The 26,597-nt window shown below is 74.2% G+C and carries 3 protein-coding genes; all 3 read right to left on the bottom strand.

Annotated features, from left to right (window positions below):
- Positions 1-69: 69 nt before the first annotated feature.
- Positions 70-2,376 carry a hypothetical protein gene (locus ACFO4E_RS08625; RefSeq protein ID WP_378572634.1) on the bottom strand — a complete coding sequence of 769 codons (2,307 nt, stop codon included), beginning with the start codon at positions 2,374-2,376 and terminating at the stop codon, positions 70-72.
- 322 nt (positions 2,377-2,698) lie between these two features.
- Complete coding sequence (locus ACFO4E_RS08630) at positions 2,699-2,914, bottom strand: hypothetical protein (RefSeq protein WP_378572636.1); 216 nt, start codon at positions 2,912-2,914, stop codon at positions 2,699-2,701.
- The gene (locus tag ACFO4E_RS08635; RefSeq protein WP_378572638.1) at positions 2,911-26,397 is read right to left on the bottom strand and encodes a hypothetical protein; all 23,487 of its coding nucleotides are present in this window, start codon (positions 26,395-26,397) and stop codon (positions 2,911-2,913) included. The genes ACFO4E_RS08630 and ACFO4E_RS08635 overlap by 4 nt, the downstream gene beginning before the upstream one ends.
- Positions 26,398-26,597: the final 200 nt, after the last annotated feature.

Raw genomic sequence — 26,597 nt, forward strand, 5'->3', positions numbered from 1 at the left:
CGGCACCGTTTTCGATGGGGGGAGGGGCAGAGCCCCGGCCGGTCGCCGGAGCTCCGCCCCCATAATGCGTCAATTGCAGCGGGTGCGGACCGCCGACGACACCACATGGGCGTTGGTGTCCCGGCCCTCCACCTGATCGGCTCCATTGTTCTGGAGCTTCACACTGATGGTGTCACCCGGCGGGGTGTAGGAGCCAACGTGCACCCACCCGCCCTTGTTCCCGACCTGGTCGACGGTGAACGAGGCGAACGGCTCGCTGGTCGCCGGGTCGGCGGAGGGGTGGACCCGGTACTGCGCCGGGGCGCCGCCCACCCACCGCGGGCTCTCCGCGTCGGGGATGTGCACGTAGATGTCGCACTTCGCACCGGTGAAACCGATGTTGAACGTCCAGAACGCGTACTGGTTGGTCCGCACGTTCGGATCGCCCGAGACGGGGATGGCGTGCCACCGGCCGTCGCAGTTCTCATCGGTGTACCCGCCGTCGAACCCGAAGGCCCAGCTGTCGGTGCCGTCCCCGGACCAGAACTCCCCGGCGGTGCCGTAGGCGATGCGCTCGTCCGGGCCGCACCCCACACCCGCGACCGCCGCATAACGGAACTCCGGCGGAGGCGGGGGCGGGGGCTCCTCCGCCGGCGGCTGCTGGGGCTCAGGCGGCTGCTGCGGTTCCTGGGGGGTCTCCCGCTGGGGCTGCCGGTCCTCGGCAGGCTCCTGGGGCCGCTGCTCCTGCTCGGAGTCTCTCGGGTCGCCGTCGATCCCCTCCGTGATCCGCGGAGCATTCGGCTCCTGGACCGGCCGGTCCTCCTGGGGCCGCTGCTCTTCAGGGGCGGACGGGGGGACCGCTTCGGCCATCGGGACTCCCCGATCCGCGTTCAGGGGCTCACCCACGTCCGCCCGCTGCTGCTCGACCAGCGGCTCGGCGGCGTCCTCCTCGGCAGGCTCCTCTCGTTCGGGGGCGCCGCCCTGGGAAGCAGGGGTGTCGTCCCCGCTCCCTCCGCCTTCCTCGGCCGTCTCCTCCGAGTCGGAGTCGACCATCGGCACGGCCCCGTTGGTGTTGCGGTCGAACAGACCGCCCGCCGCGGAATCCTCACCGTCCGCGGACTCCTGGGATTCCCCGGAGTCGTCGGACCGCGCACCGGAGCCGGAGCCGCTACCGGAATCAGAGTCGCGGGTGCCGTCGCCCCGGCCGTTGCCGCCGGCCGGTTCGTCCTCCTCCTCGTCCTCTCCCCCACCGCCGAAGAGGCCGAACCCCGAGAAGAGTCCGTCCCCGGACGAATCCGACGCCGCGGACGAGCCGGAGTCCTCACCGCCGCGCGAACCGTCCGATCCCTCACCGGAGGAACCGCCCGATCCGGATCCGGACGGACCGCCCGGCCCCGGGTCTCCCGGATCGCCCGCGCCGCCCTGCGCGGGCGGGTCCTCGGGCAGCACCTCGGGCACATAGCCGCTCTCGGGCGCGGGCTCGTTCTCCATGACGCTCGGCCCCGAGGCCGCCGCACCCGAGGGCGGGCGCTCCCCGCTCACGGTGGCCGCGCCGCTGGCGTCGGCACCCGGCTGTGTCAGGAAGCCCAGCAGTCCCTCCTGGTCGACCGGGTCGATCGGCGTGGAGGCCAGCCGCTGGGAGGTCTCGCTGACGGCGAAGGGGGTGGCCATCAGCACCACGCCCGCGATCGCCGCGAACGCGAGGGCGGGGCGCCCGGGCCGGCCCAGGCGGTCCTGCGCAGCGGGCTCGACCGCGGCGGCGCCGGCCGCCGCCACCGTGCTCTCCGCCGCCGCCTCACGCGCGGCGGCGGTCGTCTCCGCCCCGGATTCGGCCGGGGCGGCCTCGGTGGCCGCCCCCGGCACCGCCGGAGTGTCGGCCTGCGCCGCGGCCGGGGCGGCCGCGCCCTCCGGGGAGGAGGCGGCGCCGGGCCGCTCGGCGGCCGGGTCCTGCTGCGGCTCCGGGCGGAGGCTCGCCGGGACGACGGGGATCGGCTGGGAGATCGGGTCGCTGTAGGCAGCGGACGGTTCCGGGGACGGTTCCCGTGCCGGTGCGGCGGCCGGCGATCCGAGCGCGGCATCCGAACGGCCCAGCGCACCGTCGACAAGGGGGGAAGGGGAGCGTTCACCGGCGGCATCGGGGGCGGGAGGGGCCGCCCCGAGGTCGGTTCCGCTTGCGGGGGCACCGGGGGCCGGGCCGTCGGCGGGGACGACGGCGTCGGGCTTGGGCGTTCCGTTGTCCGCCGCCGCGGCCTGACCGGCCGCGGGACCGGAGCCGCCGGGCGCCTGCCCAGCGGTATCAGCGATTCCCGCAGCACCCTGCGCGGTGGAGGGATCGGCGTCGTCGCCGTGCGCACGCACCGGCGGCGACCCGTCCCTCCCTGCAGCTTGCTCGGTCATAGGTCAGTGGTCCTTTCGGTCTTCCCTAGGGGGGTTACGGAAAGCAGGGGCGAGTGCCCGGGGGACCCTCCGCGCCCGGACACGGGCACGGAGGGAAGCGAGGAGGAGGGGCGGCCCGGCCGCGTGTGGCACGCGGCGGTGCCGCGGAACCGGCCGGGACTCGGCTCGGGCATCGCGATCCGCCCCTCGGACACGGACCGGACGGCACAGGGGATCGGGGCTGGAGCGGACGGTGCAGCGGCCGTCGGGCCGTACTCGGGATCCCCCTTGATCGGCCCGTCGGTGACGGGACGGCGACCGTGCCTCCGCCGGCCGGCGGTGGTCATTCCGGCTCCTCGAAGTAGCGGACGTAGGCGTTGGACTGCGCCGCGCAGTCGTCGAAGATCTCCTCATTGGACCAGCCTCGCTTGGCGCCGAGGCGGGGGATCGCGTCGGCCGTCTGGGGGTCGTGGCCGGTGAGCGTGCCGTCGTCGTGCAGCGTCAGGAACGGCCGTGTCCGCTGTGTGCGGCGGTCCTGGACGTAGAGCACACGGGTCATCGTCGGCCTCCGGCCAGCAGGTTGGTGGTCCCCCGCGCGTTGCGGGCCAGCATGTCGAAGCGCGCCATCATCTCGTCGAACCACTCGGCGCGGTCGAGGCGGACGAACTCGTTGTGAAGCGCGGCGAGCCGGGTCCGCAGCAGCCGGATGTCGGCACGGGTCAGCGGGTTGGCGATCCATTCGTTGGCGTCGAAGTCGTAGAAGGGCCGCATGCCGTGGGTGTAGGCCAGCCCGTCCAGGTCGGTGGGGTCCTCCGGCGTGTACTCGTATTTGAACCAGGCCTTGCCGTGGTCGATTCCCGCGACGTGTCCGTTGCCCTGGTCCAGCCAGTTGCCCGGGTTGCGGTCGCCGTTGGCGATGAGCAGGTCGAGCAGGCCCAGGACGTGCCCGTCGTGCGTATTGGTCAGGGGCGGCCGCGGGTTGTCGATATGGGTGGTCCCGGACACCCCGTTCATGAAGTGTATGAACATCTCGAACTCACCGACGCGCAGGACGCCGGGGACGTTGGCACCGATGGCCCGGCCCACCAGGGAGGCGAGCTGCTCGGCATCGGCGCGGTCGCGGGCGCGTGTCGCCTCTTCGGTGTCCTTGTAGACCGCTTGCGTGCCGTTATCGAAGCGCATGAGCTCGGTACTGCCGTCGGAGCCGCCCGCGGTGAACGCCTGCCGACCCACCACCTCGGATCCGGTGGCGGCGACGAGGTCCTCAATGCCGGCGAAGGTCCTGTTCCACCCCCTCAGCACCTCGATCTGATCGTCCTGGCTCCCGCCCTGAGCCTGGTCGGGGTCCTGCGGGGTCTGCTGCCCCTGCGGCGACGTTTCCGCGGAACCGTGGGCGGTGGTGTCGGGGTACACGGGGCCGGAGTCCTGGGCGGGATAACGGCTGTACTGGACCTGGGAATACTGGGTCTGGGCCCACGGGGACTGCGTGTCCTGGGTTTCGGGGTACTGGGCCTGGGAGTACGCGTCGTCGACGGGGTCGCCGGCATCGTCGTACTGGTACGCGTACGGGTCGGAGGGGCCGGGGTCGTGGTCCTGGCCGTGGCGGGACGACCGGTGGCGCCGGCGGTGGCCGGCCATGAAGACCTGGGTCTCCGCGTCTTGGGCGGTGTGGTGCCCGATGTCCTCGATCCCGTAGCGGTAGGTGAGGTCGGCGACGACGTCCTCGATGGTGCGGGGCTGCTCCTTGGCCGACTTCGGGTCGGCCAGAGCGCTGAAGTTGGGTGTGACCGGGGGGTTGCCGCCCCACGGATCGCTCGGGTCGACGGGCGTGGCCGGTCCCGGCGACGGCTCCGGGGAGGAGGCGTACAGGTCGCCGCCGTCCGCATCGTCGTCCGGTGCGGTGCGCTCCCGATCGTTCACCCCGTCCGGGCCGCGGGTGGTACCCGCCGGGCCGGCGGACCGGCCACCGCCCCCGCCATCGGTCCGCCCGCCACCGAAGCGCGAGGTCTCCGTGGAACCGGAGGACGCGGGCGCCTGGCCGCCCGTCCCGGGTGCCGGGGCGTCGTCATCGTCGTCATCGTCGTCGCCGCGGCGGCCGAAGCGGCCGTGGACGTCGTCGCCGTCGTCGGGGTCGTTGTCGCTATCGCTGTCGTCGGAGTCCTCGGTGTCGTCGGGGTCGCGGCCCTCCTGCGGGTCGTCGGCGGGCGGCGCGGCCTGGTGCGCCGGGGGCACGGCGGGGGCGGCGCCCTCCGCGGGCGCGGTGGCGGCACGGGTCGTCTCGGCCGGGGCCTCCGGCTCGGCGACCGGGCCGCGCGGCGTGGCGCCCGCGGGGTTCAGCACGCTGCCGAACACTTCGGTGTAGCTGGATCCGCGTTCCGGCTGCGGTGCCAGAGGCGATCGCGCCGAGGACTCGGCCTGCCCCGTCGTCGGCTCCGTCCGCAGCGGGACCGTGGTCGAGGGCCGCTGCGCGGGCTCCTGAGCGACGGGCGCCGAGGGATCCTGCCGGGCGGACGGCTCCGCTGACCGCTCCGACGCCGGCTCCGGCTCCGGCTCCGGCTCCGGGACGGACGGTGGCCGTCGTGACGGCTGCGCGGACGGCAGCGGGAGCTCCGGCTCGCGCTCGATCCCGTTTTTCGCGTCGTCCTCGCCGGGCACCGGTGCGGGGCGCTGCTTCGTTTCGGCGGAAGGCCGCTCCGCGGACGCCGGCGGCGGCCCGTCGTCACCGCCCCCGTTCGGGGACGCGGCCTCGTTCCCCGTCGGCGCGGTGTACGGGCCGGCCCGGCGGAGTTCCACCGGAGGGAGGTAGAGGTCGTCCGCGGAATCGACGTCCTCCCCGAAGGCCTCGGCGTGGATCCGGCCGCCCGGGCTCGTCGGCGGTGAATCGAAGGACGGGTACTCCCTTCGCGTCTCGGTCTGCCAGGGATCGCGCGCCCACGGCCGGGGGAACGACGCCATGCCGTCCCGCGGACCCGACTCGTCAGGGCGGCGGAAGACCCCGGAGTCCTCGTCCCCGGAGTCGGTGTCCCAGTCGGCGAATCCCATGCGCACCCGCCCGCGCGCGTCGAGCGACGGCGGTTCGGGAGACCGCAGCCGTGCCTCCGCTTCGGCCTGTTCGGATGTCGGACCGCCGTCGTTCCCGAGCGCGGAGGCGTCCGGCAGCGCCCCCGACATCATGGAGTCGGCGGCCGGAGGCGCCGGGTGCGGGTGCACGGGAGCGGGAGGAGCGGACTCCGGGGAATCGGTGGCCCGGGTCGTGGACTCGGTGGACTCCTTGGCCGGTTCGGGCTTGGTCCGGACCTTGTCCCAGTCGTCGTAGGCCCGCTTGGACTCGGTGCGCAGGCGGTCCACCACCGCGCGCTGGGCATCGTAGGCCGCCCGCGCGTCCTGGGTCCGCCCCACGTCCCGGCTCAGGCGGGCATCGCGCAGCGCCCGTTCCCGCGCCGACAGCTCCAGCGATTCCCGGGCGGTGTTGCGGGCCGCGTTCCAGACCTCGAAGCCCTGGCGGAACTCGGCGTGCAGGCCGTCCGCCTTCTTGCGCTGGGTGCTGTAGGCCGTCCGCGCGTCGCTCAGGCGCTTCGGGTCGCCGCTCTGGTGCGCTTCCTCGACGCTTCGCACGAGCTCCGGGAGCTTCTGGCGGGCGTCGAAGTAGGTCTTCTCCGTCTCGCCGAACTTCTCCTGGGCCGTGTACAGGGCGTCCCACAGCTCCTTGTTCGTCTCGACGCCGTCCACGAGCCCCAGCTGACGCGCCTGGTCGTGGTCGAGCCAGGTGACGACCTCGGCGTCGACCTCGGCCATGCCGAGCTGGTCGGCCGAGAACCCCATGTAGCGGATCTGGGCCACGGGAGATTCCGCGGCGACCAGCCACGTCGTGGGGATCGCGACCAGGTAGGCGCGCCTGCTCGACGTGGGCGGGCGGTTGGGGTGGTCCGTGCGGGTGCTCTTCGCGGTCGCGGCGGTGGACGAGACGGACGTGGACTGCCCGTCGTTCGCCGAGCCAACCGGCCAGTTCTGGTTGGGGGCGGACCCGATCACACGCCCGGTCACGCCGCCGGAGGTGCTGGCGGAGTGCTCCACCGCCGTCTCGTCCTTGTGGCCGCCCTGCCGGGAGCCGCCGTGGCCGGAGTCGACCGACACGTCGATCAGCCGCGCCCCCCGGGTACGGGGGACCGCGTGCAGGCGCCACTTGAGGTCGGCGAAGGTGATCACCCGGTCCCGGTACAGGTTCGGCAGGCCCGTCCCGCTCTTGGACGCGGGCGTGAAGTTCGCCGTCAGCGCCAGACCGGTCAGGGCGGCCGGGATGTTCTCCGCCCGGGGCCCCATCGTGTCCACCAGGTACTCGCGCGCCCCCCGGACCAGTTCGGGGACTGACGCGCCCTGCGGGGGCTGCCACCCCGACGCCCGGGCCGCCGCGATGTAGCCCGCCGCGGTGACCGCGGCCCCGTCGCCCGCGACCGCGAGCGCCTCCAGCCACGGCATCGGCGCCGATTCGGTGGCGCGTCGGCGCGTCTTGGCCGTCCAGTCCTGGGCCGCCGGGTCGAGCCGCTGGTTCGGCGAGGGCAGCACCCGCGGCTCGCCCGCCTTGGGCGCCCGCGCACCGGAGCCGTTCTCCCTCACGAGGTAGGGGGCGGGGTAGAGCTCACTCATCCGCCCCGCGGGGGCCTCGGCGATGATGGCGTCATCGCGCCCCTCGACCTCCAGATACAGGCGCAGCGCCGCGTCGGTGCCCATGACGGCGTAGGGGCCGGTGATCGTGGTGTCGGCCGACTCGGTGATCGAGTCCCCCGTGTTCTGGGTGGTCGAGACCCCGCCCGTGCGCGAGACGTCGCCTCCGGCGGGGAGGGACACCGGCCGGCTGTTGGGAGCTTCCGACGCCGGGCGCGCGTCGCCGTCGTGCGGCAGCGCGCCGATCACCGTGAACTCGCCGCCGACGGTGGTCTCCTTCTTCCTGCCCGCCGATTCGGTGACATCGGTGGTGCGGGAGCGCGAATCGGTGAAGTCGGCCTTGGCCCCGACCCGGTCCACCTCGCTGCGCTGCCGGATGACGTCGACCGTGATCTTCCCGGACCTCGACGCGTGGACGGTGTGCGCGGAGCGGACCTTGACGTCGATGGGCACCGCCCGGGCGGTGGCATCGTCCAGCCCTCGGGAGAGGTGCTCTCCGACGCGCTGGAACAGCCCTTCACGGCTCGTCCCCGTCAGCTCCAGCCCCTCATCGGCCAACCGCCGCATGAGTGCGTCGACGACGGGCCCGGGGTCGGGGCCCTCACGGCGGTGGCCCAGCCCGGAGAACCCGGAGCGCGGCTGCCAGTCGGGCTGGAGCGCGTCGTGGCCCAGCAGCCGGGTGGGGACGGGGTTGCCGTCGGTGTCGGTCCCGACCGCGTCGTCGACCAGGCCGGCCGCATAGGCCTCGGCTTCGGCGATGTAGCCGAACTCGCCGCCGGGGGCCTCGGTGTGCACGCCGTGGTGGGTGGCCGTGGAGGAGCGCCGCGGCACGGTCACGCCCAGCTTCCAGTCCTTCTTGGCCTCGGCCGCCTGGTCGAAGGACAGGTCGGCGGTGTAGGGGAAGGAGCCGCCCTGCGGGCCCACGGTGGTCGTCCGCGACACGGTGACCGAGTCGGATGTGCTCTTGGTGGTCGAGCGCGAATACGGCGTCCACGATACGCCGGGCATGGGGTTGGCGCGCTTCGCGGTGCCCACCGGGGGCTGCTCGGCCCCCGGGGGTGCCTCGTCGTTGGGGTTGTGCCGGAACCGGGCGGAGAAGGCCAGTGAGCGGGTGTGTCCGCCGTGGGTGCTGGTGGCGCCGATGCTCAGCTCGCCGCTGCTGGAGATCTCCACCGTGGTGGTGGGCATCGGGTCGTGCAGCCGGAAGGCGCCCCGGACGGCGCGGGTGACCAGGGTCGGCAGCCCGCGCCAGCGCCACGAGGTGTCCACCTGCATCCGGCCGCTGCGCAGCCCGAACCGCGACAGCAGCTGGGGCACGTTGCCGCTGAGCGTGGGCGACAGCAGCAGCTGGCGCAGGTAGTCGTGCGCCCCCCGGGACCGCCGCAGGAAGTCCTGGAACCCCGGGGTGGTGTCGGTGAGCAGCCGGTTGCCCAGCCGGTACAGGTCCGGTGCGGTCACCCTTTCGGGCGCGGTGGGCACCCCGTCCAGCGGATGGGGCGCCGGAGCCCGCCCGGTCCCCAGCACGAGCGCGCGGGCGTCGGCGGCCGACAGCCGGCGCGGCCCCGCGGGCGCGGCGGCGGTGTCCCCACCGGAGGCGGTCTCCGGAGCGGGATCGGTGGTCTCCCCGGTGGAGGCGGCGGGCGCCGAGGCCCGGCGCGTCCGGGTTGCGGGGGCCGGCGTGTTCTCCGTTGCGGGGGCCCGTGTCCCCTCCGCGGTCCGGCCGGTGGTCCCGCCCGCTGTAGTGGCCCGGTCGGTGCCCGTGATGGGGGTGTCACGGGCGTCCGCGGGATCCACGTCCTTCCCGGCCGCGGACTCCACCTCGAGCCGCGCGTGGGGGCCCTGGATGGTGACGGCGTACCCGTCGTAGGTGCTCCCGTCCGGCCCGGCAGCGGCGGTGGTACCGCCGTCGTCGATCACCGTCAGGTCGTCGGCCTTGCGGAACTTGGCGATCTTGGCGGTGAGGTTCAGGTCCCAGCGCCACACGTCGGTGTCACCCTCGGTGGTGACCGAGGTCTCGGTCGACCCCTTGACCCCGTGCTCCTGGGAGCGCCCGCGCGGCTGGGACGCCTCGGCCACCGCGTTGAACATCCCGATGTTCTTGCGCAGGCCCGTCGCATCGGCCGCGGGGTCCCGGCCCTGCGTTCCGATGACGAACTGCTCGGTCCAGGTCTTCGTGCGGTCGCGCCCATCGGTGTGCCCGGCCGACCCCGACACCCCGGACCCGGTGCCCACCGTCGAGGTGCCCCCGAAGGTGCGCCCGGTGGCATCGGCGTGCAGCCGCACCGTCACGAACGGCGGGCGGAAGAAGCCGCCCCGGCTGGCGAGAGTGGGGTCGATGCTCGTGGTCTCGATCAGATGCACGTCGACGCCCGGCCCCGTCCACTCGTCCAGGCGCTTCTCCAGGTGCTGTTCCAGGCCGGTGATCGCTTTCAGGATCTCGATGGTGTTGGCGACGGCCTGCTCGTAGTCGCGGCGCAGGAGCCAGCGCTCGCGCGGGGTGCGGCGGTCGTCGGGCCCGGCGCTGGGGCGGCGGGCATAGGTCGCCTTGGCCATGGTGTCGAGGTCGGGCACCACCAGGCCCGGGTGCTGGTCGGCGATCCCGGTCAGCACCGCCCGCGCGTACTCCTCGTACACGGTGCGGGGCCGCTGCGCGGGGCCACCGGTGACCGGCGCCGGAGCGGGCGCGGTCCGGTAGCGGCTGCCGTCCCGGTGGAGCACCTCGCGGGGGGTGGTGGCGCCCCAGTGGGCGGGGCGGTCCACGGTCAGGTGGTCGAAGCGGGGCGTGCGCCGTGCGGCGGCCTGAGGGGTGGGCTCGTCGAGGCCGGCCATGCGCCGGGCGTCGGACACCGCGATCTGCTCGATGGACCTCCCCGACGACCGCATCAGCGTGCGGTCGCCCGAGAGCGTCGCGTAGAACACCCGGTCGACCTCGTAGGTCTCGACCTTGTCCGAGTGCGCCTTGGCCGTCCGGCCGCCCCCCGTATTGATCGCCCGGCTCGACGCGGCGTCGAGCTTGTCCGATACCTCGGCGTGGGGCATGTTGAAGCGGAGGACGCCCTTGAGCAGGGTCACCATCGCGCCCAGTCCGACGCCGATCTTCAGGTTGGTCGAGCGCTTCGCCGCCAGGCCCGCTTCCTTGTCGCCCTTTCCACTGCGGCTGAAGGACGCCTTGTCCGGTGCGTCCTCGATCCGGGTCAGCTCCCGGGGGGCCGACCACATCGTGAGGACGCGGGTCTTGCCCTCCGCATCGGTGACCACGGCCACCGGAGCCGGCCCGCGGTCCAGCGACGGCAGGATCTCCCGGAGGGCATCGGGGGTCGTGACGTCGTCCAGGTCGGCGCTGGTGGCGTGGTCGCGGTCGATGCCGAGCTGCTGGCGGATCTGCCGCGTCAGGCCGTCGATGGGGTCGACCGCCAGCGGGTGCCCGCTGCCCACCCGGGTCCCCTGCGTGTCCTGGGTGCCCGGCGTGCGCGGCCCGCTGTCGAAGGGGTCGGGCAGGACGATGCGCGCGGGGGCGTCCTTGGCCGGGTCGGCGGCGGTGCCGCGGTTCTTGAGGCCGCCGGGGACCGACATGCTCAGCCCGTTCGGCTCGACCACGGACACGACCACCGCGTTCTCGGTCAGCTCGACATCGGACGTGCGGTCACCGTCCCGGACGCGGTCCGCCGGCCCCTGGCGTCCTGCGGGCGGCGGATCGACGGTCAGCTCCACCCGCAGGGCGCTCATGAACTCCTCGGGCGTTCCCTTCAGCGTCACTTCGCTCTTGCTGGAGACGGTGTCACTGACGGAATAGCTGGTGGAGCGCTGGTTGTGGGTCCCGCTGAAGGAGAAGGTGAAGACGGGACCGGCGACGGGCGCATCGGCCGGGACCAGCCCGTAGGCGGTGACATTGAACGCCCCGCCGACGGCGGCCGTCGAGGTCGCCTGCCCCTTTCGCGAATCCTTGGTCTTGTGCTCCGCCGTGCTCTTGGTCTTGACGCTGGGGGCGCTGTCGGGACCGGTCGTCGCGGGTGCGGAGCCGGACGTCGAGGCGGGGTGCCAGGAATCGCCCTCGGGCGACAGCTTGAGGGTGACCGTCCGTTCTCCGCCCCGGCCCTTGATGGTGAAGGTGTGGCCGCCGGGGGCGAAGTAGGGCCGGGCATCGCGCGCGGTGTCGGCGCGCACCTGCCGCTCGATCGCGTTGAGCTCGCCCGCGGTGAGCCGGCCGCTGAGGTCGCCGCGCGTCCCGCTGATCTCGGACCGGATCCGGGAGATGAGCCGGTCCGCGGCGGGGCCGATGAGCGGGGCGTCGATCTGCCCGCTCCTCAGCAGGTAGTTCAGCCTCCGGCCGCCGCCCCGGGTGGTCTGCGGGTCGGGCACGGAGCGGCCGCCCGTACCCCGCCCCGTTCCCGCGGGCCGCCGGTCACCGCCGCCGTTCCCGGAGCGCGAGGCGTCGCTCAGCCCCTCGATCCACCGCACCCGCGCGGCGACACGGCCGTCTCCGTCTCCCGGGCGCCGGGGAGACGTGGTGTCCCCGCCCTGAGGCGGGGCCGTCGCGTCATCGCGGGCGGGGGGCGGTGGGGTGGCCTTCCGGCCCTCCAGGTCCCGCACCCGCGCGGCGACGTCGACACTGCTCCGCTCGGAGGCACCGTCCCGCCGCTCCGGCGGCCGGTCCCCGGGCACGGGGACGGCGGCCTCGGGGGCGTCGGTGCGCACGGACGTGTCATTTCGGCGCACGCCCGCCTTGTCGCCCTTCCGCGGGGTGACGGCGGGATCCTTCGACGGCGCGGTCCGTTCGGTGTCCCGCTCGGGCGCCTCGGACCGCGGCCGCACCACCGGCGGCGCAGCGGAGTCCACCGGCGGTTCGGCGCCCGCGGGCGGCTCGGGCGCCACCGGGGAGCGCAGGGGGGCGCCGGACTCCGTATCGGCGCCGTGCTCGGCGGCCGGTGCGTCCTGCTCGCGGGCGTCCTGCTCGCGGACGGCGTCGTGCTCCGCGGCCTCGGCGCGCCGCCGGGCATCGGCGGCCCGGTCGCTCATGAGGTCGGCCAGCCGGTCGGCCTCCGCCGCGTCGACCTGGCGGATCGCGGCCTCGGTCGCCATGGCCTCCACGCGCGAGGAGGTCGTCGGCACATCGCCCACGGCGGCCTCCGCGGCCAGGATCTCGGCCTCAGTGGCGAGCTCGCGCTCCGTCTCGGCCCGCAGCCGGGTCTCCTCCGCCTCCGCCGCCAAAGCCTCGGCCTCGGCGCGCTCGGCCCCCGCCCGGTCGGGCTGCTTGCCCTTGCGGGCGCGGGCGAGTTCGCGTTCGCGCTCGGGATCGACGGTCGTCCGGCCCTCGTCGGGGTCGACGACGGGCGACCGCGCGTCATCAGTGGTCGTGGTGCCGGCCTGCGCCGGGTCGGGCCCCGTCACACCGGTGTCCGCACCGTCCTCGGACGGGGTCGCCGGACGAAGGGTGTCACCGTCTCCCCGCGTACCGTCGTCCGCGCGGGGCGAAGGGTTGAGCACGTCCCCCCACGACTGCGCCAGGGACGGCGGCGGTTCGGTGGCGGGCGGTGCCGTCCGCTCCGACGCGCTGGAGGGCGTCGGCGCGGTCCCGCTCCTCCCCTGCGGATCGACCCGGGCGTCGGCCCGATCCGACAGGGCGGGCGCGGGCTCGGCCGGGGGCGTCTGCGCGCTCGGGGCGGACGGGGGCTGGGGTGCCGTCTGCCGCCGGGCGTCGTGTGCCGGCTGAACAGGAGCCCGCGGGTCCTCGGCGGCGCGCTCCGGCGCCTCCGCTTCCGGCGTCCGCACGGCGTCGGTCGGCTCTGCCGCGGTGTCGCTCGTCGGCCCGGCGGCGGGAGGCGCGGCAGGGTCGGCCGGACGCATGCCGGGAGCCCGGCGTCCGGCATCCCCGGTACCCGCGTCACGGGCGGGCGTCGGCTCCGCGGGGCCGCCCCGCCCCGTCATCCCCGGGCCGAAGGGCCTTCCCGGACCGGGCGGCCCGGGCTGGTAGGGGGTGAAGGCGGCCGGTCCGCCGGGCTGCGCGGCGGCCGGCGGCGCGATGGCGCCGATCTGGGCGTCGGTGATGGGCACACCCGACCACTGGAGGGCACGCAGCGCGTCGGCGAGGCCGCCCTGGTGGTTCCAGGCCATGAGCTGGTCGTAGACCTGCTGGGCGGTGAAGTGGGCCGGGGGGTGGCCGGGGGTGGTGACCGTGATGTCGTCCGCGGACGCGCCGAGGGCGACCTGGTCGTAGGCCGAACCGAGGATGGCCGGCACGGCGCGTTCGGCCACCGGCGGCGGCAGCGCGCCCAGGCCGGCTCCACGGGGCAGGAGGGCGAGGACCTGGTGCCGCGCCAGGTCGGGCAGCGACCGCGTCCAGTCCTCGCCCCTGACCTCGATCGAATCGCCCTGGAGCAGCTGATACGCGCCGAGCAGCCGCCCGTCGCGGCGCCACCCCTCCAGCCGCGCCCAGGCGTCGCGGGCGCTGATGGCCGGGTGGTCGCCCGTGGCGGGGATGTCGGTGAACGGGCCGCGGCCGGCGGCGTGGTCGTGCCCCGCGGCGAACACGGCCAGGGCTTCGGCGCGCGCCACCGGGTGGTCGGATCCGGCCAGGCCGCGGCCGAGCCGGACGCGCTCGGCGTCCGGCAACGCGTCGACGACGGCCCGGAAGGGGATGTCGACATCCGCTTCGGTGGCGTAGACCATCATCGGCGCGAGCCGGCCTTCGTCCTGCCACTTGGCGCGGTCCTCGCTGTAGGCGACGGGATCGGCGGCGTGCCGCTCGGCCTGCTCGGGGCTCCAGCCGCGCACATGCTCGTCGACGGCGAGCGCGAAGTGGTCGAACACCTCCTGACTCCGCGCGTCGGTGGCCATCATGCCGGGCTCCAGGAACGCGACGATATGCGACCTGTCGTCGTCGGAGAGGTCGGCCAACCGCACCGGCGGCGTCTGGGCCGAGGAGCCGTCGCGGGCGACCGAGGCGGCGGTGTCGAGGTAGCTCTGCCGGATCCACGGGTCGGCGGCCTCGACCAGCCACCCGTTGGCGTCCTCGGCCGTCCAGTTGTGCCCCATGAGGCCGGGCCCGGGGCGGATGGCGTCGGCGTCGTCCCCCCAGCGGAAGAACGAGTCGCCCTCGGTGTACTCGTCGACCATGCCGAGGAAGTGCAGGGTCTCGTGCACGCGCGACTTCACCGGGTAGACCCCGTCGTACCAGACCCCGGTGCTCATCCGCTCGTCGGTGTAGGGCAGGGACGGGTCGGCGGCGAGCACCTGGACCTCGGCGTGCACCTGGTCAGCGGGCGTGTCGTCGTCGGCGAACTCCAGGCGGACGTGGAACTGGTCGCCGGTCCCCGGCAGCGGGTCGAAGCCGGGCACCGCCGCCCCGTTGCCCCTGAGGTCCGGATCGCGCTGCTCCGGGATGCTCCCTTCACCGAACAGCGTCTCGAACAGCCGCGTACCCATCCGGTGCACCACCGCACCGTCCTGCGGACGCACGAGACTGCCGTCGCCGCGCAGCCGGAAGCCGCGGTTGAGCATCGAATCCAGCGCGTCGGCGTACTCCTGGCGGTACCGGGCGAATCGCGCGTCCGTCATGCCCGGATATGGAGTCAGCCGCGGACGGAAGGTGATCTCCATGACGTGGGTGGGGCCGCCCGGGGTGCGGTGCTCTTCGGGGATCGGGATCCGCCGCCACTCGAACCTGCGCTCGTTGCGGAGGTGGTCGTCGACGTCGACGTGGAGGCCCCGTGCCAGGTGGTAGGTCACGGGGGCGCCCGTCACGACGTCGTAGAAATCCGCCTCGAAATGCGGCCCGCCCACCTGGTGGACCTGGGCGTCCTCCCGCGCCGCCGCCCACACTGACGGATGCGCCAGCCCCCCGTGCACCTGCGCCGGTGCGTCGCCGACCGGGTCCGGCCGCCGCCGCACCGGGCGCGGCTCCACCATGGTCTCGATCCGGTCCAGGGTGCGCCGCGCCACATACGGCTCGGCGACACCCCGCGCCGGATCGCCGTCCAGCATGCCGAGCCGCCGCAGCACCTCGCCCGCGCCCCGGCCGTCGCCGCCGGTTCCGGGCGGCCCATCGGCCCCCTGCTCCACCGGATGCCAGGTGATGGTGGCGTGGACGGTGTCCTGCGGGGCCATGTACCCCGCTTCGACGACGTTCACGTTCAACTGCCGCCCACTGCGCGGCAGCACGTAGGCGTCGTTGAACACCGACTCGATGCGCCGCTTGAGCCCCTCGGTGGCCGCGCTCCTGACCTCGGGGTCCACACCGTTCCCGGCGAAGTGGCGGAACCGCAGCGTCACATTGCGGACACCGGAGGGCCCGCCGTCCTCGGCGCCGTCGGGGCCGACCTCGATCGTGGAGGACTCGAAGAACCGGTTGTCGATCGACACCTCGGCGCGCATCCGCCCGTTCGGCGTGTCGACCTCGACCGTCAGCGGCGGCGTGTCATCGGCCTCCGACGAGTCGACGCTCATCTCATCCGCCGACGAGTCGAAGTCCCCGTCGTCCTCCGGCGGGTCGAGGGTCTCTATGTAGTTGCGCGAGAACAGCCGCCGCTGCGGAGCCGACTCCGCCCCCCACCTGTCACGATCGGGGAGCCCCTCCGCACGGGGCGCGGGATCGCCCGGCCGGTGGCTCACATACGGCGCGGCCGTGCCCGTCGCCGGGTTCCGCGGGGCGTCCGCCCTGCCGGCCGCGTCCCGTACGGGGTCGAACTCCGCGAAACGGCTCTGGGGGTCAGCTGAGAGGGGAGCGGGCGCCCCCGTTCCCTGGGGAGCCGGTTGCTGCTGGGACGGCCCCGCCGGCGCGGGGGCGGCGCCACCGGGGGGGCCGGGCCTGCGCACGGGCACACGCAGCTGGACCAACCGCTGCATCGCGGGGCGCAGGACACCCTCGGCGAGCCATTCGTTCCACTGGGTCGTCACCTGGTTCTCGGTCAGCCGCACCTCCGGATGCCCCGGCACGGACACCGTGAGCCCCCGCTGGGGCTGGTTGTGGACGAGCTGGTCGTATCTCGCACCGAGGATGTCCAGGGCGGCCTGTTGCAGCACGGGCCACTGCAGGGCTCCCAGTCGGCCCAGCACCGAATTCGGCTGCGGGCCGCCCGAGGGCATCAGAGCGGCCACGACCGCTGCGCGGCCGGCATCGGGCAGGGCGCCGATCCATTCGGAGCCCTCCACGCGCACACCGGAGTCGTGGAGGACGCGGAGCCCTTCGACCAGGAGATTCCTGGTGCGCCATTGCTCCAGCCTGGTCTCGGCGTCGCGCGCGGTGATCGCGGGACGCCCATTGCCGGCGGGGGTGTCGGCGATCGGGCCGCGCCCGGCCGCACGGTCGAGGCCCGCGGCGAAGACGGTGAGCGCGACGGAGCCGTCCACGGGATCGTTCGTACCGGACAGCCCGTGGGCGAGTCCCCCCAACGCGTGCGGGGGAAGCGTCTTGATCACGACCCCGGCGGGCACGGTCGCCCCGAGCCGGCCGGCCAGGTCCATCGCCCGCGCCAGCCGGCCGTCGCCCCGCCAGCCGTCGACATCGGCGTCGAAGGCGCGCAGGGCATCGGCCGCGCGGGTATCGGCGCCGGAGTCGGCGGCGTGCTTGCGGGCATCGGCCACACGCGCATCGGCGGCACGCGCCGCCTTCTCCAACTCCGCGGCAGCCGCCTCCGCGGCGCGGGCCGCGGCCTCATCACCGGCGGCACGGGTCTGCGCGGCACGCGCCTGCTCGCGCCGCGCGGCGGCACGCGCGTCGGCGGCGACGCCGAGGTGTTCGCGGACGGCGGCACGCGCGGTGGCATCCGCGGGAGAGAGGAGGGCGTCCGCGACCCTGTCACCGTCCCAGTCGCGGACGAACCGGTCGGTGGCCAGGGCGAAGCGGTCGAACACCTCGAACCGCCGCGCGTCGGTCGCGGCGATGCCGGGATCGAGTACCCGGGCGATGATGGTCTTGGCCTGGTCGTTCAGGCCGCCGGCCCGTGGCGGTGCCGGGTGGTCCGACGTGCCGTACTCCATGACCGAGGCGATGGTGTCGGCGTAGGCGGTCCGCACGAAGGGTTCCTGGGTCGTGCGGAACCGCCCCTTGGAGTACTCCGACCAGGAGTTGGTCATGTGGCCGCCGTCGAGGCGCACGGCATCGCCGTCCTGGCGTCCGCGGAAGACGGACGTCGCGTCCCAGTACTCGTCGGCCAGACCGAGCCAGTGGTCGATCTCATGGACCGCCGCTTCCACCGGGTACGCGTCGTGCCAGGACAGCATGTTCATGCCCGGGATGTCCTGGCGCCGGGTCGAGGGGTGGTAGTGGCGCACGGTGGGGGCGGCGTGCACGTCGGCGTCGGGCGTGGAGTCGTCGGCGAATTCGAGGCGGATGTGCAGCTGGTCGCCGGCCCCGGGCCGCGGATCGGCGCCGGGCACCGTGACCGGGTTGCCGTGCAGGTCCTTCGGGTCGGAAATGCTGTCCTGGCCGAACAGCGTCTCGGACAGCTTCGTGTCGAGCCGGTGCACCACCGCACCGTTGTCGTTCACGACGGTCCCGTCCCCGCGCAGCCGGAACCGGCCGTTCCACATGGCGTCCAGCTTCTTGCCGACGTCCTTCAGATAGGCGTCGAACCGCTGTTCCGTCATGCCCTGGTGGCGGATGGGCCGCACGCGGAAGGTGATCTCCCGGATATGGGTCGGGCCGTCCTTCCCGGCCTTCTTGCGATAGGTGTCGGGGATCGGGATCCGCCGGTGCTCGAACCTGCGCGGACCGACCCACTTGGAGTCCATGTCCGCTCGGATGAACTGCGGCATGCCCGAGGTCGCACCCTGCGCTAGCACCACCGACGCCGGGTCCTTGAGGTCGCCCTGGGCGTCGAAGTCGTCCTGGCCCAGTGGCCGGGCCGCACGCGCGTCCTTCTTGATCTCGGCCCTGCTGGCGTCCGTATGCGCGCCCACCTGGTGGACCTGCGCGGCCGCCCGCGCGGCCTCCCACTCGTCCTTGCCCTTGCCCCGCCACTTCGACGGGTTGCCCGCCACCTTGTGCTCATAGTCCGAGAGCGGGACCTCGCCCTGGGGGTCGGCCCACCGCCGCGGCGGCCGCGGCCGCGCCATGGTCTCGATCCGCTCCAGCGTCCGCCGCGCCACATACGCGTGGTCCTCACCCCGCGCCGGGTCGCCGTCCAGCACCCCCAGCCGGCGCAGCACCTCGCCGATCCCCTGGATATCGCCGGGGCGCCCGGCGGGGGCGGGGGCCTGCGACCCGGCCCCCGCCGACGGCACCGGGGTCCAGGTGAGGGTGGCGTGGACGTTGTCGTGCGGCCGGTCGTCATTCAGCACCACCACCGACACGTGCAGCTGCTCACCGCTGTGCGGAAGCACGTATTTGCGGTTGAACAGCGCCTCGACGTAGCGCTTCACCCCCACGTTGGCCTGGAGCGCGGTCCGCTCGTCCATGCCGTCGCCCGCGCGGGCGCGCACCCGCAGCCGGACGTGGCGGAAGGACGCCGGGCCGTCCCCGTCGTGCCCGCCGTCGCGGACGACCTCGACCGAGGAGGACACGAAGAACCTGGCGTCGAAGTCCACCTGTGCGCGCATCGGACCGCGGGCGGTGTCCATCTCGATGCTCAGCGGCGGAGCATCAGCCGGAAGCTTGAGGGTGTCGGCGAGGTCGCGGGAGAACGCGCGGTACACCACCTCCGGCTCGGCGTCACCCCTCTTCCTCTTCCTCTCCCTGGTCTCGTTGAAGTCGGGCAGGCCCTCCCGGACCGGTGCGGCGTTCTCGATGCGCTCCAGCGTCTGGCGCGCCACGAACGGCTCGTCCCGGCCCTGCGCCGGGTCACTGTCGAGCAGCCCCAATCGCTGCAAGAGGTCGCCGGCCCCCCGGCCGTCCGCGTCCGGCCCCAGCGCGGGGGCCGGCGACCCATCGGCCGCGGGCGGCACCGGGGACCAGGTGACGGTGGCGTGGAACGGCTGGCCGGGTGTCGCCGGGACCACGGACACATGCAGCTGGTCACCGCTGTGCGGCAGGACGTAACGGGCGTTGAACTCCGCCTCCATGCGCCGCTGCAACGCCGCGGTGGCCGCCGCCACGGCGCTTCTGGAGTCGGCGTCGGCGGCGGGGATCTCGTCCGCGGTGCGCACGCGCAACCGCACCACGACCTGGCGGACATAGCGGCTGTCCGCGCCGTTCTCACCGGGGATCTCGACCACGGAGGACGCGAAGAATGGGGTGGTGATCTCCACCTGCGCGCGCATCCGGCCGCGGGGGGAGTTCATCTCGATGCTCAGGGGAGAATGCGCCCCGCCGGGCTGCTCGACGAAGGGCTGCGATAGCACCCACCCCGACCGGTCCGTCCCCTTCTCCAGGTCGAGATCCGGCAGGTCGTTGCGGACCGGCGCCGGATCCCGCAGAAGGAACCGCGGCCGGCGCGCCCCGCCGCCGGCACCCCCCGCCCCTGTGGAAGGGCCGGCGGTCGCCGAGAGCCCCGTCCCGGGGGCGGGAGGCGGTGCGATCTCCGCGAGCGCCGTGGCGGGATCCTGCCGCCCATCGCCCTGCGTCCCCTGGTCCAGCAGCAGGCCCGCGGAACCGTCCTGACCCGCCGTGACCGGAGTGACAGCCCCGTCCCGGCCCTGGGCCGCGGGCTGCTGCCCGGACGACCCGGCCGGGACAGGTGTGCTGCCACTGACGACGGGCTTGGACAGCGGTATGCCCGACTCGCTCAGGAGGTTCAGCGCACCGTCCAGGACGCCCTGGCGCTGCCATCCCTGCAACTGGGCGATCACCTGGCCCCAGGCCAGCCGGACCTCTGGAGGCCCCGCGACGCTCACCGTGCTGTCCCATGGCATCTTGCGGTGGACGAGCGTGTCGTACTTGGCACCGAGGACGTCGAGCGCGACACGTTCCAGCACCGGCCGCGGCAGAGGGCCCAGATTCTCGAGTACCGAGCCCGGCCGCGGCCGCCCCGAAGGCAGAAGGCCGTCGAGAAGCCGTGCGCGACTCGCGTCGGACAGAGCACCGAACCACTCGCCGCCCGTCACCGCCAGCCCATTGTCATGGAGTACACGAAGCCCTGCGACCAGCTCGCCGTTGCCGCGCCACTGTTCCAGGCGGACCCCGACGTCGTCGGCGGAGATGGCGGAGCGCCCCTGTGCAGCGGGGATATCGGCGACCGGCCCACGCCCGGCGGTGTGATCCCGGCCCGCGGCCAGGACAGCGAGCGTATCGGCGACCGCCACCGGGTCGGTGGAACCGGCCAGCACAGCGCCGAGCCTGGTCCGCACGGAATCGGGAAGCGCGGCGATCACGGCCGAGGAGGGCACGCCCAGCCCGTTTCGGCCGGCGACGTCCAGCGCCCGCGCCAGCCGGCCGTCCTCCTGCCACCGCCCGACATCGTCACGGAACGCCTCACGCGCCTCGTCAGCACGCGACGACGCGGCACCGGCGATCGCGTCATGTGCGACAGCACGGGAGGCGTCCTGATCCGCCTTGAGGTCATCGAAGGCGACGAGCTGCCTCACGACCCGATCGACATCCCAGCCCCGCAAGAACTGGTCGGACGCAAGGGCGAAGTGCTCGAAGACCTCGTGTTCCCGCTCGCCGGCCGCGGGTTCGAGCGTCTTGACGATCCTCGCCTTGACGGCAGAGGGCAGATCGACCGCGCGCGCCGACGGCGGGTGCGCCGACGACCCGTGGTCCATGACCGAGGAGATGGAGTCGAGATAGCCGATCAGCACCTCTGGGGTGCGGATTCTCTCGATCTCGCTTCCGACCTGTTTCAGCCAGTTGTTCCCCATGTAGCCGTCGCCGGGGCGCACGGCGTCGGCGTCTCTGCGGCCTCGGAAGACCGTCCCCGGCTGGAAGTACGTATCGAGCAGCCCGAAGTAGTGCCCGGTCTCATGGACCGCCGCTTCCACCGGGAACACCGCGTTCCAGCGGTGCTGGGACATCCCCCATTCCTTCTCCGGGCCGGAGGCGGGCCGAGAGAACAGGGTGATGTCCGCGTGCACCTGGTCGGCGGGCGTGGTGGCGTCGGCGAACTCGAGACGGACGTGGAACTGGTCGCCGGTCCCCGGTCGACCGGGCCTCGACACCCACCTGCCGTCCTCGCCCTGGACCCACTCGCCCTCACCCCGGAGCCGGAACCCCGTGTTCCATGTCTTGGCGAGGCTCTCCGCGTACTCCCGGCGATACTCGTTGTACTGGCCCACCGTCATGCTCGTGTCGCGGCGGAGCCGCGGGCGGAAGGTGACCTCCCGGATATGGGTCGGGCCGTCCTTCTTGCGGTACTCCTCGGGGATCTCGATCCGCCGGTGCTCGAACCTCCGATCGGCGGTGCTCTTGGGGGCCATATCCGCCTTGATGAACCGCTTCGGATCGCCGGGCCGGGGATCGGGGTTGTCCACGACCGCCGAGGGATCGACCGGCTGACCGTTGGCATCCAGGTCGACGGCGTTGCCATCGGTATCGCGGCCGACCGGGTTTCCGTCGCCGTCGAGGTCCAGCGGCCGCGCCGCACGGGCATCCGTCCTGACATCGAAAACGTCGGCGTCCACATGCGGCCCGCCCACCTGGTGGACCTGCGCACGCGCACGCGCGGCCTCCCACGCGGGGGGGTACATCCTGTTCGGGTCGACCAACCCCTTGTGCTCGAACTCCGCCGCGGGCCTGTCCGCCTCGGGGTCCGACCAGCGGCGCGACGGCCGCGGCTCGGACATGGTCTCGATCCGCTCCAGCGTTTGCCGCGCCACATAGGGCTCGGCCACACCCCGCGCGGGGTCGCCGTCCAGCATCCCCAGCCGGCGCAGCACCTCGCCCGTCCCCTGACCGTCGGGGTCGGTCGAGGGTGAACCGTCGGTGGAGGGCGCGACCGGGTGCCAGGTCACCGTGGCGTGCACCCGCTCAGGCGGATCGGACGGCAGCGCCCGCACGACCTCCACGTTCAACTGCTGTCCGCTGCGCGGCAGCACATAGGCGTCGTTGAACACCTCCTGGACGTGGTCCCGCAACGCCGCCGACGCCGCGACCACGCTGCGCGTGTCGACACCGGGCCCGGCCTCGAACGCGAACCGCAGCTTCACATTGCGCACCGAGGACGGCCCCCCGTCCCCGGCGCCATCGCGGTCGATCTCCATCGTGACCGACTCGAAGAACCGGTTGTCGATCTCCACCTCGGCGCGCATCCGGCCACCGGGCGTATCGACCTCGACCGCCAGCGGCGGCGCACCCTCCGGAAGCTTCAGGGTGTCCGCGAACAGGCTCGAGAACTTACGGACCTCCGGCTCCGACTCCACCCCCCACGCGTCATCGCCCGGCAGATCCGCCACACGCGGCGCGGGGGGCATCGGGGCGAACGGGCGCTGCGCGCCGCCGCCGGCGTCCCGCTCGGCGGGATCGGCGGGCGCCGTGGCCGGGTGCTGCTGCTGGTCACCGCCGTCGGCCGGGCCCTGGGCGGGCATGAACCCCGCCGGGCCGCCCTGCCCCGCGGTCGGGGTCGCGGGCCCGCCCGTCGCCGCCTGCGGCTGAGGCGGCACGGCCTGGGTGAGGGAGGGCCTGAGCAGGGGGACGTGCGACTGGCGCATGAGCCGCAGCGCGTCGTCCAGCACGCCCTGGGAAGCCCAGTCGGCCAGCTGGGCCGTCACCTGGGCCTGGGTCAGCCGGAGCTCCGCGTGTCCGGGGGCGGTCACCGTGATGTCCCGCGGCGGCTCGTTGTGGACGATCTCGTCGTACCTCGCGCCGAGGATGTCCAGACCGGCCTGTTCCAGCACCGGCCACGGCAGGTCGTTGAGGCCGTCGAGGTCGGCGAGGCCGGTGAAGATGTCCTCCGGATCCGAGCCGTCCGGCGGCAGCAGCCGGTCGACGAGCTGTTCCCAGCGCGCGTCGGGCAGGGCACTGGCCCATTCCCGGCCCGCGACCGGCACACCGTTGTCGTGGAGCACGCGCAGTGCGGTGACGAGGTCGCCGTTGTTGCGCCACTGGTCGAGCCGGGTGCGGACGTCGTCGGCGCCGATGGCGGGGCGCCCCTGCGCGGCCGGCACATCGGCCAGCGGGCCGCGCCCGGTGAACAGGTCCCGGCCCGCGGCGAACACCGCGAGCGCGTCGGCGACGTCGGCGGGATCGCCGGAGGCGGCCAGCACCGCACCGAGCCGGTCGCGCGCGGCGCCGGGCAGCGCGTCGACGACGGCCGAGGAGGGAACGCGGAACCCGCTGCGGTCGGCGAGGTCCAGCGCCCGCGCCAGCCGGCCGTCGTCGCGCCAGCGCGCGATGTCGGCGTCGAAGTCGCGGAGGGCGTCGGCGGCGCGCGCCTCGGCTCCGGTGTCGGCGGCACGCCCACGCGCCTCATCGGCACGGGCGTCGGCCGCCGTCGCCGCCGTCTCGAAACCGGCGGCGCGGGCCTCGGCCGCACGCGCCGTGGCGTCGTCGCCCTGCGCGCGGGCCGCGTCCGCGCGCTCGTGCTCACGGCGGGCGGCGCCACGCGCATCAGCGGCCACGGAGAGGTGTTCACGCACGGCGCCCAGCACCGCGGCGTCGCCGGGCGAGACGAGCTGGTCGGCGGCCCGCGCACCGTCCCAGCCCCCCAGCAGCCGGTCCGTGGCCAGGGCGAAGCGGTCGAACACCCGGAACCGGGCCGGGTCGTCGGCGGCCAGGCCGGGCTCCACGACCTGGGCGACCGCGGTCTTGGCCGCATCGGGCAGCTCGCCGGCCCGGGGCGGCGGCGTGTGGAGGGACGAACCGTGGTCGCCGAGAGCGGAGATGGTGTCGAGGTAGAGCGACCGGATCACCGGCTCGCGGATCTGGGATACCGGGAACGTGGTCAGGTCGGTCCAGGCGTTGCCCATGAGGCCGTCGCCCGTGCGCACGGCATCGGCGTCGGGGCCCCACCGGAAGACCGCCCCCGGCGCCGCGTACTCGTCGAGCAGTCCCCACACGTGCCCGGCCTCATGCGCGGCCACCTTCGGCGGGAACCACGTGTACCAGTTCATCGTGCTCGGTGTCTGGTTCCACGCCGGCTTGGCGGGATCGAAGGCGTGCAGGGTGGGCTGTCCGTGCACGTCGACGGCGGGCGTGGCGTCATCGGCGAATTCGAGGCGGACGTGGAACTGGTCGCCGGCCCCGGGCAGGAGGTCGGCGCCGGGCACCGTGATCGCGTTGCCCTCCAAGTCCCCGGCATCGGGGCGGCTGCCCGCACCGAACAGCGTCTCGCGCAGGCCCGTGCCCATCCGGTGCACCACCGCGCCGTCCTCGGGCCGCACGACGCTGCCGTCGCCGCGGATCCGGAACTTGTTGTTCCACAAAGCGTCCAGGTCGTTGGCGAACCGCCGGAGATAGGCGTCGTAGTCCGCCTGTGTCACGTTGGGGTCGCGGTGGACGCGCGGACGGTAGGTGATCTCCCGGATGTGGGTGGGTCCCCCGTCCGTGCGGTGCTCGGCCGGGATCTCGATGCGCCGCCACTCGAACCTGCGCTCGACCCCCCATCGGGGTCCCATGTCGGCCTTGACGAACCGCTCCGGGTCGCCGGGCCGGGGGTCGGGGTTCTGCGCCACCTGCGCCGGGTCGACCGGGGTGCCGCCGGCGTCGACATCGACAGGGTTGCCTTGGTCGTCGAGGCCGCGGGGGGCGCCGTCGGGGGCGAGGTCCAGCGGGCGTGCCGCACGGGCGTGCCGGGCGATCTCGGAGTAGGCGGCGTTCACGTGCGGCCCGCCGACCCGGTGGACCTGCGCGGCATCGCGGGCGTCCGCCCACACCTGCGGGTCCATCGCCGAGGGGTCGGCCAGGCCCGTGCGCACCTGCGCGGGCGCGTCGCCCTCGGGATCGGAGAACCGCCGGCCCGGACGCGGCTCCACCATGGTCTCGATCCGGTCCAGCGTCCGCCGCGCCACATACGGCTCGGCCACACCCCGCTCCGGATCCCCGTCCAGCATCCCCAGCCGCCGCAGCACCTCACCCACACCCCGGCCATCAGCCCCGGGTGCAGGGGCGGGGGCCGGCGAGCCATCGGCCGCGGCAGCCACCGGATGCCAGGTCACGGTGGCGTGCACGCGGTCGGGATCGTCCTCATCCGGCGTCGCCTCGGCGACCTCCACGTGCAACTGCTGCCCGCTGCGCGGCAGCACGTAGGCGTCGTTGAACAGCCCTTCGACATGCCCTCTGAGCGCACGGGTCGCCGCGTCGACGGCCTGCTGATCCGCGCCGTCCCCGGCGGTCACGGCCAGCCGCACCGTGACGGTACGGACCTCGGATGGGCCGTCATCGCCCGCAGGGTCGATCTCGATCGTGGCGGACTCGAAGAACAGGTTGCCGATCACCACCTCGGCACGCATCGGACCGTTGTCGGTGTCCACCTCGACACTCAGCGGCGGCGCGTCCGCCGGCGGCTTGAGGGCGCTCGCGAAGTGGGTGGAGACGTCGCGGAACTCCACCGGCGACTGGTCCCCCCACCTGCCCGAATCCGGCAGACCCGTGACACGCGGCGCGGGATCGCCCGGCCGGTGGTTGACGGGCGGCCCGAACACAGGGGTGGCATCGGTGGAGTCCGGAGCCCGCGGCGGGGTGGACTCTGCGGCCGGCAGGACGGCGCCCTGGCGTGCGGATCCGTCACCGTCCGCAGCAAGACCGGCGGAAGCCGTCGCCGGGTTCCGCCGCCCGTCGCCCCCGTCGACCGCGCCCTGGACGGGCGTGAACCCCGCCGGGCCGCCCTGCCCCGCCGTCGAACTCGCGGGCCCGCCCGTTGGCGCCTGCGGCTGGGGCGGCGTGGTCGTCGGCGCGGCCTGGGTGAGGGTGGGACTGAGCAGGGGCACGTGCAACCGGCGCAGCAGGCCCAGCGCGTCGTCCAGGACACCCTGGGAGGCCCAGTCGGCCAACTGGGTCATCACCTGGCCCTGGGTCAGCCGGAGCTCGGGGTGCCCGAGGACGGCCACCGTGAGGTTGCGCAGCGGCTGTTTGTGGACGAGCTGGTCATACCTCGCACTGACAAGGTCCAGGGCGGCCTGTTCCAGCACCGGCCACGGCAGGTCGTTGAGGCCGTCGAGATCGGCCAGGCCGGTGAAGATGTCCACCGGATCCGAGCCGTCCGGCGGCAGCAGCCGGTCCAGGAGCTGTTCGCGGCCCGCGTCGGGCAGGACACGGACCCAATCACGGCCCGCCGCCGGAAGACCGTTGTCGTGGAGCACGCGCAGCGCGGTGACGAGGTCGCCGTTGTCGCGCCACCGGTCCAGCCGGTCCCGGACGTCGTCGGCGGCGATAGCGGGGCGCCCCTGCGCGGCCGGCACATCGGCCAGCGGACCGCGCCCGGCGGCATCGTCCCGGCCCGCGGCGAACACCGCGAGCGCGTCGGCGACGTCGGCGGGGTCGCCGGAGGCGGCCAGCACCGCACCGAGCCGGTCGCGCGCGGCGCCGGGCAGCGCGTCGATCACGGCCGAGGACGGCACGCGCAACCCGGCCATGCCGGCGAGGTCCAGCGCCCGCGCCAGCCGGCCGTCGTTGCGCCAGCGCTCGATGTCGGCGTCGAAGTCGCGCAGGGCGTCGGCGGCGCGGGCGTCGGCGCCGGTGCCGGCGGCGCGCCTCCGCGCCTCATCGGCACGGGCGTCGGCCTCCTGCGCCGCCGTCTCGAAGCCGGCGGCGCGGGTATCCGCGGCACGCGCCG

This window comes from Nocardiopsis mangrovi (assembly GCF_042653925.1).
Taxonomy (GTDB): domain Bacteria; phylum Actinomycetota; class Actinomycetes; order Streptosporangiales; family Streptosporangiaceae; genus Nocardiopsis_B; species Nocardiopsis_B mangrovi.

Coding starts and splice junctions, on each gene's coding strand:
- ACFO4E_RS08635 (WP_378572638.1), bottom strand. CDS start 26,397: ATGGCCGGGTTGCGCGTGCCGTCCTCGGCCGTGATCGACGCGCTGCCC.
- ACFO4E_RS08630 (WP_378572636.1), bottom strand. CDS start 2,914: ATGACCCGTGTGCTCTACGTCCAGGACCGCCGCACACAGCGGACACGG.
- ACFO4E_RS08625 (WP_378572634.1), bottom strand. CDS start 2,376: ATGACCGAGCAAGCTGCAGGGAGGGACGGGTCGCCGCCGGTGCGTGCG.